Origin of the sequence: Gardnerella sp. KA00718, assembly GCF_049244285.1 — a bacterium.
Taxonomy (GTDB): domain Bacteria; phylum Actinomycetota; class Actinomycetes; order Actinomycetales; family Bifidobacteriaceae; genus Bifidobacterium; species Bifidobacterium vaginale.
This window is the reverse complement of the sequence record NZ_CP058370.1, coordinates 1,279,686-1,292,840: the sequence shown is the minus strand read 5'-3', so window position 1 is coordinate 1,292,840 and position 13,155 is coordinate 1,279,686. Positions and strand designations below refer to the sequence as shown.

The following is a 13,155-nucleotide window of genomic DNA, read 5'->3' as shown; positions in this document are numbered from 1 at the left end:
GCCTATTTTCAATGCTATTTATATTCTATCGCGCGTGTTGCAAATTTGCGTTTGTCTGCGATGTGCGCTATTGTAGTTGATTGTGCTTGGAGCTGGTAGTCAGCTTGGAAGCCTCGGGGTGTAGCGCAGTTTGGTAGCGCGCCTGCTTTGGGAGCAGGATGTCGCAGGTTCGAATCCTGTCACCCCGACTTTTTTGTATTTGCTTGTATTTACTTGTTTTTGTGTAATTTTTAATTAAACTGTGTACGTAGTTGTGTACTTATATAAATGTGCTTATATAAAATTGCGTATTTGCATTTTCAACACTTACTATACAAAAAAGTACTCTATGTGTATTCTTGTAAAGGTGAGTTTTTGATGCATTATTTGCGTTGGATTCTTACATTGTGATTATAAATATTTGACTCGGGAGCCGTTTCTGGCTGAGAGGAAGCGAAAGCTTCGACCGATTGAACGTGTGCTAAGTAATGTTAGCAACGGATGTCGCTCTTTTCCCGTGCCCAAATCTTTCAATATTGAAGAAAGGCACTTATTATGACTAATGTTTCAATGGAACATTCTAATCGCTGGCGTATTCTTGATATCGTCATAGCTGCTATTATCGCTGTTGCATCTGGCGTATTATTCTGGGCTTGGGATATTGTGTGCGCAGCTCCTACTAATCTTTTTGCAAGCCTGTTGCCTGGTGCTGAAGGTTTATCTAATGGTTTTTGGCTTTTTGCTGGACCTTTAGCTGCAATAATCGTGCGTAAGCCTGGTGCTGCATTGTTTGCTGAAACTCTTGCTGCTTTTGTGGAACTTATGTTAGGAAATCAATGGGGTGTTGGCGGATCGTTAATCGTCGGCATTATTCAAGGTGTTGGCGCTGAACTTGCATTCATTTTCTTTATGTATAAAACATGGAATTTGCTTTCCACTGCAATATCTGGATCGTTAGCAGGCGTAGCTTGCTTTATTTATAATTGGGTTAGCGGCGGTCAAGGCTGGAGTACTCAGTATATTGTTGCAAATCTAGTTACTTCTATTATTTCTGGTTTTATTGTTGCAGGCGTTGTAGTGTGGTTTGTTCAAAAGGCATTAGCTGCAACGGGCGTGCTTGATCGTTTTGAATCAGGCCGTCCTCAAGCATTAGTGTGAGTTATATCTAAATACTCATTGCAGCTTGTAAACTATCGTGTTTTGTGTAAAAAGTACAAAACACGGTAGTTTACTCGTATGACGCTTATATTTTGTATTTGTTTTACTCTATATTTTTGAAATTGTGTTATGCAATTTTTATATTTTAGATTTTGCTATGCAATGAAAATTTTGCTATGCAATGAAAGTTTGTTTGTATGCAATTTGTGAATAAAACTGAATGGACTCCAGCTAGTGTAGTTGCTAAAGACTGGGGTTGGAGACACGCTACTCGCAAAGATTTTGTGTTGAGGAATGTAAATATTGATATTAAGCCTGGTGAACATGTGTTGCTTTTAGGTGCTTCTGGCGCTGGAAAAAGCACATTTATGGCTGGTTTAGCAGGTGTTTTAGGCGATGAAACAGAAGGCATGGAAGAAGGTAGCCTTCTAATCGGTGGTGTTCATGCTAGGGATGCTCGTGGAAAAGTTGGACTTGTTATGCAAGATCCAGATTCACAAATCATTCTTGAAAGAGTAGGCGACGATGTAGCTTTTGGAAGTGAGAATCTTGGAGTTGATAGCGAAGAGACTTGGAATCGCGTAAAGCTTTCGCTAAAAGCTGTTGGTTTAGACAATATTACTCAAGGAAGTCAGGGTCTTAGACGCTCAACACAATCTTTATCTGGAGGCCAAAGGCAACGTCTTGCTTTAGCAGGAGTGCTTGCAATGCATCCTGGATTGCTGCTTTTAGATGAGCCTACAGCTAATCTTGATCCTGAAGGTGTTCAGCAAGTGCATGATGCTGTAGCGAATATTCTTAAAAAAACAGGTTCTACAATGATTGTAGTTGAACATCATATTGATGTGTGGCTGGATTTGATTGATAGAGTTATTGTTATTGGAAAAAATGAAAATAATAATGATGCAAATGTAGGATGCGTTATTGCAGACGGTAAGCCTGAGGATGTTTTTGAAAAATATGGCGATATGCTTGCAAAAGGTGGTGCTTGGGTTCCAGGAAGAACAGTTAAATCTTTTGCTCCTAAACATTGCGATGATGAGATCAAAGACGAGATCAAAGATACGGAAGAATCTGTTGCGCTCTATACTAATGATTGCTCTTTTGGAAGAACTTTGCCACTAGCGGAACATGTTAATGTAGCTTTTCGTTTTGGTGAAGTAACGGCTTTAATGGGACCTAATGGTGCTGGTAAAACTACGCTAGCGTTAACGCTTGCAGGCTTGTTAAAACCAATTGCTGGCAGTGTGTGCATGATGGAAAAGTATGTGCCAAAACGACGTAAAAATAATCTTTTTACTTGGAAAAGTCAAGAATTATTAGGGCGAGTTGGCATGGTGTTTCAGGAGCCAGAACATCAATTCATAACATCTTCTGTAAGAGATGAAGTTGCTGTAGGACCTAAAAAGCAAGGAAAAAGCGAAAAGGAATCTTACGATATTGCCGATAGCATGCTTGAACGTATGGATTTGAAGCGTTTTGCTCTTGCTAATCCTTACACATTATCTGGAGGAGAAAAACGTAGACTTTCTGTAGCTACGCTTTTAGCTGCTGCTCCGCGTGTTGTTATTATGGATGAGCCTACTTTTGGACAAGATTTTAAAACTTGGACAGCAATGGTAAAACTTATTGCGCAAATCCGCGATAGTGGCTCAGCGGTGATTATGGTTACTCACGATGATGAGCTTGTAAAGTCTTTAGAGGCAAGAGTAATAAGAGTTGAGTACGAAAAAATCGTAGAGTCCGCTCATAACTATAGCGAAGGGAATGAGTAGAAGTGAATAAAACTAGTAGTGCAGAAGAATCGTCTAGTATTAAAGTTAAAGACTTTGAAAGTTTATTAAAAGTTTCGCATATTGATGTAACAGCGTCTTCTAAACGTTTAGAAAGTGAACGACTAGTTTCGCCTTCTTGGTTTATTCGTAAGCTTAATCCAATAAGTCGTTTTATTGGAGCGTTATTACTTTGCTTGCCTATGTTCGTTACATTAGATATTGTTTCTGCTTCTATTGCATTTGGTTTAGATATACTGTTATTTGCAATTGCTGGAGTAACTCCTTGGTATGTTTTACGCCATACTTGGCCAGTTTGGATTGCTGCTTCTGGTAGCTTTATATCTGTGCTTTTATATGGCCAAAGTTCTGGAGATGATATATTTAAGTTTGGCTGGATGCATATAAGCCAAGGATCATTGTATTTGGCAATTTGTACGTTTGTTCGTGTTGCATCTGTAGCAGTTCCAGGCGTTATATTAGCCATTGGATTAGATCCAACTGATTTAGCAGACGGCTTAGTGCAGATTTTGCATTTTTCTCCACGATTTGTGTACGGAGCATTAGCTGGATTGAGAATGTTTAGTCTATTGCAAAATGATTGGCGTGCTTTTGGTTTAGCTCGCAGGTCTCGTGGTATATCGGATGGTAAAGCGTTACAGCGCATGCTTTCGCAATCTTTTGGTTTGCTCGTGTTATCTATTCGCAGAGGTACGAAACTTGCTACAGCTATGGAAGCTAGGGCTTTTGGAAGTAGTATTAAACGTGTTCCAGCACGAAAATCGAAGTTAACAGCATACGATTGGATATTTTATGTAATTTGCATTGCTGTTCCTGCTATTGCTTTATATGCTTCAATACAAACAGGATATTGGCATAATGCGTTTATTCATATGTAAAGCATTGTGAAAATTACAATGCGTACATATTTATAGATAGTATTCATAATATGAGCGAAATAATGAATCCTTATAATCATGATGATGTTTGGCAAGCTCCATCGTGCAATATGCCTTTGAATGCAACAGTGAATATTCCTGGAAGCAAATCATTGTCTAATCGTTATTTGATTTTAGCAGCTCTTGGTAAAAAACCAGTTGTTCTAAAGGGATTGTTGCGGTCAAGAGATACGGAACTTATGATTAACGCGCTAAGCGTATTTGGAGTTAAATGCGATTCGCTAAGCTGCGATGGTACAACAATTTGCGTTATTCCGCCCAAAAATGGCGTTTTTAGTGTAGATGATTGTGCGGTTGTTAATTGCGGCTTAGCTGGAACGGTTATGCGTTTTGTAACGGCTTTAGCGCTGTTTGCAAATAATTGTGTGAAATTTGATGGAGATGAGCAAGCATATGCTCGTCCAATGAAGCCTGTTCTAGATGGATTGGAACAATTGGGCGCAAAAATCGTATATCACGGAAAAGTCGGATTCTTACCATTTAGCGTTATTCCGCCTAAAAATCTTGAATCATATGGTATAAATGACGCGCAAAATTCTTGCAATAATCGCGTTATTCGTATCGACTCTTCGTCATCGTCTCAATTTATATCTGCACTTCTGCTAATTGCATCTCGTGTTCCAGGAGGGCTACAAATCGAGCATATTGGAAGCAAATTGCCTAGTATGCCGCATATTCAAATGACAATGGAAGATGTGCGCAAAGCTGGCGGAGTGGTAGATATGCCAGAAAGTGGAGTATGGCGTGTTAAAGAGCATGATTTGACTTTGCCGCATGAAGTTGTTGTAGAGCCAGATCTTTCTAACGCGGCGCCTTTTATTGGAGCAGCGTTGATTGCTGGCGGATGCGTTAAAATCCCTAATTGGCCGCTTAAAACAACTCAGCCTGGGGGGTTGTTGCCTGGGATTCTTGAGCAAATGGGCGCAAAAATTGTTTTTGAGCATTCTAGATCAGATTCTTCAACATTGTGCGTAACTGGTAGCGGAAAAATTCGTGCTATTAAGTCGCTTGATTTGGCTGCTGCTGGCGAGGTTGCGCCAAGTATTGCTGCGATTCTTGCGTTTGCAGACAGTGTAAGCGAGTTACGCGGTATTGCGCATCTAAGAGGCCACGAAACAAACCGCTTGAGTGCAATAGTTACGGAACTAAATCGCGTTGGAATAGGCGCAGAAGAGCTAGATGATGGAATTCGTATTATTCCTAGCAAAAATATGCATGGGGAAGTGATGGAGACTTATGCGGATCATCGCATGGCAACTTTTGCGGCAATGTTAGGGCTTCGTATATCTAATATAAGCGTAAAAAATATTGCCACTACGCGCAAAACGCTTCCTGATTTTCCAACAATGTGGAATAACATGCTTAAAGAGTGAGCCTAAATAGTGAGCTTAAATAATATGCTTAAATAACAAATAATCCCGAGTTTTTTTAACCCGGGATTATTTATGTGTTACGTTTTTACGTTACGTTGTTTTATACTACGATTTAGCGTTCAAACTTGTTGCCGTAAGAATCGACTCCATCTTCTGCAATTTGTGCAGACTTTCGAGCGATTGCCAACTCTTCGTTAGTTGGGATTACAGCAATAATTACAGAGCTATCTGGAGTGGAAATAATGCGTGGCTCCTTAGAACGAACCAAGTTCTTCTCTTTATCGAGCTTAACGCCGAATGGAGCAAGCTTTTCGCACACAAGAGCGCGAACAATCTCGTCGTTTTCGCCAACGCCAGCGGTGAATGTGATTACGTCCACGCCGCCCATTTGAGCAGTGTAGTTGCCAATATAGCCAACAATGCGGTGAACGTACACGCCGAGAGCAAGCTTAGCGTCTTCGTCGCCTTCTGCAATTAGATTGTGAATGTCTCGCAAATCGCCGTGGCCAGTCATACCCATCATGCCAGAACGCTTGTTGAAGAGCGTATCAAGCTCGTCTACGTTCATGTGAGCGTTGCGAATAAGGTGGAACACTACGGCTGGGTCAATATCTCCAGTGCGGCCGCCCATCATTAAACCTTCGAGAGGCGTCAAGCCCATAGAAGTTTCAACTGGCTTGCCAGAAATCTGAGCGGAAGCAGAAGCGCCATTGCCAATGTGCAAAACAATTTGCTTTAAGCCTTCTGCAGGCTTTCCAACAACGCTTGGAACTACAGAGCCAATGTATTCGTGGGAAGTGCCGTGAGCGCCATAGCGACGAATGTGGTACTGGTTTGCAATATCTTTGTTTAATGCGTAAGTTGCAGCAACCTGTGGCAAATCGTGGAAGAACGAAGAATCGAACACCATAATCTGTGGAACATCTGGCAAAAGTTCAGTCATGACTTCAGCGCCAACAGCCTCAGGACCGTTGTGAAGTGGAGCCAAAACAGCCAAATCCTTCACCTTATTAATGGTCTTTTTGTTTACTAATGCAGGCTTAGGGAATGTTAAGCCACCCTGAACAACGCGGTGTCCAACAGCTACGATTCCAGACTTGGAAAGATTTGGACCATATTCCTCGAAGAAGCCGAGTACGCGCTTTAAGCCTTGCTCGTGATCATGCACTGGCTCGTCAAACTCATGCTTTTCGCCATTGAATACGTGCTTGTAGTGTCCGTCAACTGGCTCGCCAATTTTTTCTACAATACCAGATGCAATACCTTCGCCGCTTTCCAAATCGACGAGCTGGTATTTAATCGAACTAGAACCAGAATTGATAACAAGAACGGTTTTTGCCATGAGGGAATCCTCCATAAAGTGTTGATAAGGCTAGTAAATTGCCACGTTTAAGTGTACAGGTAAGTTCCTACAATGAGTAGGTTTTATTAGTCAGAATCTCTGCAGGAACTTACCTATTTATTAAATTTGTTATTTATTATTAGAATTGTGCTTCCAATGCTGTAAGAGCAACAGTGTTAATAATATCTTGAACCAACGCTCCTCTAGACAAATCGTTAACAGGCTTGTTTAATCCTTGTAGGATTGGTCCAACAGCTAAAGCGCCGCTAGAACGCTGAACAGCTTTATATCCAATGTTTCCAGCGCATAAATCTGGGAACACAAACACATTTACGTGACCTGCTACATCATTTCCTTTAGCTTTGGACGCAGCAACAGTTTCAGACCATGCAGCGTCAAATTGAATAGATCCAACAACTTTCAAATCTGGGTCTTTTTCTTTTACAAGCATTGTAGCTTCCTCAACTAAATCAACGTCTGGGCCTTTTCCAGATCCGAGCGTTGAATAAGATAGCATTCCAACTTTAGGATCTAATCCGAAAGCTTTAGCGGTTTGTGCAGATTGAAGAGCAATGTCAGCCAATTGTTCAGCGTCTGGGTTCAGATTAATAGCGCAATCAGCAAATACTGCTACATGATCTTTAAAGCACATAATGAATGCGCCAGAAACAAGCTTAGATCCAGGCTTAGTTTTAATAACTTGAAGAGCAGGGCGAACGGTATTTGCCGTTGAGTTAACAGAGCCAGAAACAAGTCCGTCTGCTAATCCAAGTACCACTAGCATTGTGCCAAAGTAGCTTGCGTCTTTAAGCTGCTCTCTAGCTTGATCTTCTGTCATGCCTTTCTTTGCACGCAATTCGCAAAGCTTGCTAATCATTTTGCCAAGAATTTCTTCGTCGCTCATAGATTGGAAGCTTGCTTTGTTAAGAGACTTTAATCCAAGCTCTTGTGCTCTTGCAAGAATAGATTCGCGTTCTCCAACAATAATGAGGTTTACAATGTCTCTCTCTAGCAAGTAATCAGCTGCTTTTAGAATGCGATCTTCTTCGCCTTCTGGAAGTACTATTGTTTTCTTATTTGCTTTAGCTTTTCCAAGCAAGCTGTATTGGAAGGCATATGGGGTAGTAGGAGCGGCAAATGGCTGCTGCAAAGCGCTAATGATTTCTCCATCTGCAACATAATCGTTGAATTTATCTGATTCTGATTCGCTTATAGAAGGCAAAGTCCAAAGTGGAGCGCCATTATTGCTTTGAGCATAGTCTTCTTTTAGTTCTTTTGCTAAGTCTTCTTTGCAATCAGTTACAAAAATGCCGAATACTTTTGTGTATTCTTTGCTAACGCTTGCGCATTGTGCTTCGATTGTTTGCAAGATTTGCTTGCTATCTCTGCCTTCTGCGCAAATGCTTAGGAACACAGGAGAAGCTAAGTCAGCTGCCACACTTGCATCAAATCGGAATAAATCTGGATCAAATACAGAAGTGGAATCGCTTGCTACAATAACGCATCCTTGAGCGTTCGTTACGCTAATCAGCTCGTTGAAGTGAGCTACAATATCTCCTCTTAGTGTGTCTTTGTTTTTACGAACTGCGCATGGGCATGCTGCGATTACTTGTTCTAGAGTAGCTTTTGTGTTGCTTGATGCTATTAATTCGCTTGTAAACGCGTCATCATGTTTTGCGGATGGCCTAAAAACAGTTGTTGGATAATGACTTGAAAGAGCTTTTGTAACTCCTAGTGCTACGACATTGCGACTTTGTGCGCAATCTGCGCTGATAATAGTTACGTTAACTAACGACACGACTTTTCTCCTTTGATGCGTCTGCGTTTATTTTATTTTGCGTTGCATTTTTATTTTGTTTCGCATTTTCGTTTTTGCTATTCTTCGTATTTCAACGTTGAAAAATTTGCATATCAAACGAAGAATCCTCTAGTTATTTTAGAGCTATTTGCGGGACAACAAGCTGATTTTTTAATTTTTTGCGTATTTTTTATTAATTTTTTAGGGAGCCAACCTTTCGATTGACTCCCTAAAAATCAGCTAAGCAATTTTAGCATTGATAGCTTAAAACTACTCGTTATCGCCAGCGGTTGCAGCGGTAGCGGTGACAGCGCCTGGCTTGTCGGTCTTAACGCCTGGCCATACCCAATCGGTGTAGTCTGGGTGATCAAGACCCTTGTCGACTGCATACTGGAAGGCTTCGAGGCGGAAGTCCTCGAGCTTCTTGATTTCGTCGGCATACTTAGCGGCGTCAACCATGCGCAATGCTTCAGCAGTAAGCTCGTAACGATCCATGTCGTTAACGCGAACCATATCGTATGGCGTGGTGGTGGAGCCCTGCTCCTTGTAGCCATGAACGTTGAAGTTGTCGTGGTTTGGACGATCGTAAATCAAGCCGCGAACGTCATGTGCGTAGGAGTGATAAGCGAAGAGGACTGGCTTGTCAGCAGTGAAGAGATCAGTGAACTCTTCGTCAGTCAAAGCTTCGTTGTTTTCCTTAGCGGACTGCAACTTGAGCAAGTCAACAACGTTAACAACCTTGAACTTAACGCCAAGCTTGTTCAACTTGTCGGCAGCTGCCATCAATTCCTGCTGTGGAACATCACCAACACCAGCGAGAACAACCTGAACTTCGTCATTGTTCTTAGCGTTGGAAGCCCACTTCCACTCAGCAGCACCCTTCTCGAGCTCTTCGCGAGCTTCGTCGAGAGTCAACCAAGTAGCAGCTGGCTGCTTACCAGCGAAGATGGCGTTAATCATGTTGGTGGACTTGTAAGCCTTTTCAGCAACAGCAAGCAACATGTTGGAATCTACTGGGAAGTAGATGCCGATTACGTGATCGTTGTTGAAGGTCTTGTTCAAGAGCACGGAAGTTACGCCTGGATCCTGATGCGAGAAGCCGTTGTGATCCTGACGCCACACGTGAGAGGATACCAACAAGTTCACAGAGGAGATTGGCTTACGCCATGGAATCTCACGAACGGTAGCTTCAAGCCACTTTGCGTGCTGGTTCAACATGGAATCGATGACGTGTACGAAGGACTCATAAGAGCTCCAGATGCCGTGACGACCAGTGAGCAAGTAGCCCTCGAGGAAGCCTTCCATCTGATGCTCGGAAAGCTGCTCGGTGACCTGTCCGGTAACAGCCATGTGCTCATCGACTAAGCCAGAAAGGTAGCCAGCATCCCACTGCTTGTTGGTTACCTCGTAAGCAGCCTGCAAACGGTTGGAAGCAGTCTCATCTGGTCCGAAGATACGGAAGGAATCTGGGTTGTTCTTAATGATGTCACGAGTGTAAACACCAAGACGACGGGTAGCTTCGAGCTGACCCCAGCCGTGACCGAATTCCTTAACTTCCTTAACTTCGTAATCCTCAAGCTTTGGAAGCTTCAAATCTTCACGAATACGGCCGCCGTTAGCGTTTGGATTTTCACCAATACGGAGTTCGCCCTTTGGCATGAAGGAAAGAACGTCTTCCTTAACAGCACCCTTTTCATCGAAGAGTTCTTCAGGCTTGTAGGACTTCATCCAGTTCTTCAAAACCTCGAAGTGAGCTTCGGTATCGCGAGCAGATGCCAGTGGCACCTGGTGGGCACGCCAAGAACCTTCGGTCTTCTTGCCATCGATGAACTTCGGGCAGGTCCAACCCTTTGGAGTGCGGAAGATAATCATTGGATAGTAAGGACGAGTTACATCGTTAGTCTGAGCTTCAGCCTTAATATCGCAAATCTCATCGAAGATGGTTTCGAACATATCAGCGAAGCGACGGTGGATGGAAAGATGATCCTCATCGTCGAAGCCAGCAACGAACTCGTATGGTTCGTAACCCATGCCGTGGAAGAACTCATGAAGCTCTTCGTCAGAAATACGGGAAAGAATAGTTGGGTTAGCAATCTTATAACCGTTCAAGTGCAAGATTGGAAGCACGATACCGTCGGTACGTGGGTTCACAAGCTTGTTGGACTGCCAACCAGTGGCCAAAGGACCAGTTTCAGCTTCGCCATCGCCGACGATTGCTGGAACGAACAAGCTTGGGTTGTTCATAACAGCGCCGTAAGCGTGAGAAAGTGCATAACCAAGCTCACCACCTTCGTGGATGGAACCTGGGGTTTCAGGAGCGAAGTGAGAAGGAATACCGCCTGGGTAAGAGAACTGACGGAAGAACTTCTGTAAGCCAGCTTCGTCCTTAGTGATCTTTGGATAATATTCAGTGTATGTGCCGTCGAGGTAGGACTGAGCAGTACCAGCTGGGCCGCCGTGGCCTGGACCCATGATGATTACAGTATTCTGCTGGTGATCAGCGATAAAACGGTTGATGTGTCCAATAAGGAAGTTAAGGCCTGGAGTAGTGCCCCAGTGACCTACCAGACGATGCTTAACATCTTCGCGAGTAAATGGCTCCTTCATTAGAGGGTTGCTGCGAAGATAAATCTGACCGATTGCGAGATAGTTTGCTACGCGCCAATACTTGTCTACGCCTTCGATGGCCGCCTCAGAAACTGGAGCATTTAGCTTCTTCCAAGGGGTGCCAATAACAGGACTCGTCATGTGTACTCCTGTACTCAAGCACTTTTCAGTGCAATTTTAATCATTACCATTTGGTTATAGAGGCTGAAAAACGAATGTATTAGCCTCTTTTTCCATCATTCTCAGTATAGTAACAGCTTTTGACTTTTGTGCGTTTGATTACTCACTACGTGCGATTTTGTTGAAAAAATGTGTTAAAGTGTTCGCAAAAATCTTCTTAAAATTATCATTTATGTTATGTTTTATGTTCACTTTATTGTTATATAAAGCTTGATTGGTTTTAAAACTAGATAAGTCACGGCGTTTCGAAGCGCTGCAACGTCGCAAAGCGCCATTAGTATAAATTGAATCAGCCTTAAATATCGCCTTTAAAACATTTGCAAAAAATAAAGTGATAAATAAGGAATATATAAGAAGCGTGTAAATAAGGAGAATCATGGCAAAAGGTCCGGTACTTGTAGTTGACTTCGGTGCCCAATATGCCCAGCTAATCGCTAGAAGAGTGAGGGAAGCAAACGTTTATTCGGAGCTTGTTCCACACTCTATGCCAGTAGAAGAAATGCTGGCAAAAGATCCAAAAGCCATAATTCTCTCTGGCGGGCCTGCTTCTGTTTATGAACCAGGAGCGCCAAAAATTGACACAAAGATTTTTGAAGCAGGAGTTCCAGTGCTCGGAATTTGCTACGGATTCCAAGTTATGGCTCATGAGCTTGGCGGAGTTGTAGACAAAGCTGCATTGGGTGAGTATGGAAAAACGCATGCAACCATTGATGAAGCAGAAGGATTGCTTGCTAATTCTCCATTAGATCAAAATACTTGGATGAGTCACGGAGTGGCAGTTAAGAGCGCGCCAGAAGGATTTGAGGTGCTTGCTCACACTCAAGGCGCTCCAGTTGCAGCTATGCAAGACAAAAGTCGCAAGCTTTACGGAGTGCAATGGCATCCAGAAGTCAAGCATACGCCTTTAGGTCAAAAGCTGATTTCCACATTTTTGCACGAGTGTGCAGGATTGGAAAATGATTGGAATCCTTCGAATATTATAGAAGATCAGGTTGCAAAGATTCGCGCTGAAGTTGGAGATGCACAAGTTATTTGCGGACTTTCTGGAGGAGTCGATTCCGCCGTTGCAGCAGCCCTAGTGCATAAAGCAATCGGAGATCAGCTCACTTGCGTTTTTGTAGACCATGGCCTTCTCCGTAAAGGCGAAGTTGAGCAAGTTAAGCACGATTTTGTTGAGGCTACTGGAATCAAGCTTATTGCAGTGGATGCAGAAGATGACTTTTTAGATGCGCTTAAAGGCGTGAGCGAGCCAGAGCGCAAGCGCAAGATTATTGGCGAAAAGTTTATTCGCACATTTGAAAAAGCACAGCGCCAAGTTATTGAAGAAGCTGGAAAATCTGGAGCAGAAGTTAAGTTCCTTGTACAAGGCACACTTTACCCAGATGTTGTGGAATCTGGTGGCGGAGACGGTGCTGCAAATATTAAGTCGCATCACAATGTTGGCGGCTTGCCAAAGGACTTAAAGTTTAAGCTTATTGAACCTTTACGCACTTTGTTTAAGGATGAAGTTCGCGCAATTGGTACGGAGCTTGGGCTTCCAGATGCTATTGTGTGGCGCCAGCCGTTCCCAGGCCCAGGATTGGGAATTCGCATTGTTGGCGAGATTACTCGCGAGCGTTTAGCTGTTCTTAGAGAAGCAGATGCGATTGCGCGCGAAGAGCTTTCGGCAGCTGGATTAGATCGCGATATTTGGCAATGCCCAGTTGTTCTTTTGGCAGATGTTCACTCTGTTGGAGTTCAAGGAGACGAGCGCACATATGGATCTCCAATTGTGCTTCGACCAGTAAGTTCTGAGGATGCTATGACTGCTGATTGGTCGCGAGTTCCTTACGATGTATTAGCAAAGATTTCTACTCGAATCACAAACGAATGTCGCCAGATTAATCGCGTTGTGTTAGACGTTACATCTAAGCCGCCTGCCACGATTGAGTGGGAATAGATGGTTCCAATATAGTGAGGTAGAATCTAGCTCTAAAAAGAATAAAGT

8 protein-coding genes and 1 tRNA gene are annotated in these 13,155 nt (G+C 43.0%); 6 read left to right on the top strand and 3 right to left on the bottom strand.

Annotated features, from left to right (window positions below):
* Window positions 1-114: 114 nt before the first annotated feature.
* From HXT55_RS05315 to aroA, 5 genes are all read left to right on the top strand, one after another.
* Window positions 115-188: transfer RNA gene (locus HXT55_RS05315), tRNA-Pro, on the top strand.
* Between the two features lie 346 nt (window positions 189-534).
* Window positions 535-1,137, top strand: coding sequence for an ECF transporter S component (locus tag HXT55_RS05310; RefSeq protein ID WP_014554685.1), 603 nt, complete (start codon window positions 535-537; stop codon window positions 1,135-1,137).
* Window positions 1,138-1,334: 197 nt separating this feature from the next.
* Window positions 1,335-2,912: an ABC transporter ATP-binding protein gene (locus HXT55_RS05305; protein WP_421792678.1), complete on the top strand. Its 1,578-nt coding sequence runs from the start codon at window positions 1,335-1,337 to the stop codon at window positions 2,910-2,912.
* 2 nt (window positions 2,913-2,914) lie between these two features.
* Entirely contained in the window at window positions 2,915-3,808 is an 894-nt protein-coding gene (locus HXT55_RS05300; protein WP_004112518.1) for an energy-coupling factor transporter transmembrane component T family protein, read from the top strand.
* Window positions 3,809-3,870: 62 nt separating this feature from the next.
* On the top strand, window positions 3,871-5,241 hold the full coding sequence (gene aroA, locus HXT55_RS05295; RefSeq protein WP_174191109.1) for a 3-phosphoshikimate 1-carboxyvinyltransferase: 1,371 nt from the start codon (window positions 3,871-3,873) through the stop codon (window positions 5,239-5,241).
* A gap of 112 nt (window positions 5,242-5,353) precedes the next feature.
* On the opposite strand, the gene HXT55_RS05290 is transcribed toward aroA, so the two are convergent.
* The 3 genes from HXT55_RS05290 to HXT55_RS05280 form a co-directional block, all read right to left on the bottom strand.
* Window positions 5,354-6,583 carry an acetate/propionate family kinase gene (locus HXT55_RS05290; protein ID WP_004112520.1) on the bottom strand — a complete coding sequence of 410 codons (1,230 nt, stop codon included), beginning with the start codon at window positions 6,581-6,583 and terminating at the stop codon, window positions 5,354-5,356.
* A gap of 139 nt (window positions 6,584-6,722) precedes the next feature.
* Window positions 6,723-8,381: a phosphate acetyltransferase gene (pta, locus tag HXT55_RS05285; RefSeq protein WP_285085248.1), complete on the bottom strand. Its 1,659-nt coding sequence runs from the start codon at window positions 8,379-8,381 to the stop codon at window positions 6,723-6,725.
* A gap of 270 nt (window positions 8,382-8,651) precedes the next feature.
* Entirely contained in the window at window positions 8,652-11,129 is a 2,478-nt protein-coding gene (locus HXT55_RS05280; RefSeq protein WP_004112522.1) for a phosphoketolase, read from the bottom strand.
* A 415-nt stretch (window positions 11,130-11,544) separates the two neighbouring features.
* On the opposite strand from HXT55_RS05280, the gene guaA reads away from it, so the two are divergent.
* Window positions 11,545-13,107 (top strand): glutamine-hydrolyzing GMP synthase, encoded by a 1,563-nt coding sequence (gene guaA / locus HXT55_RS05275; RefSeq protein WP_004112523.1) that lies wholly within the window; start codon window positions 11,545-11,547, stop codon window positions 13,105-13,107.
* The last annotated feature ends 48 nt before the right edge of the window (window positions 13,108-13,155 follow it).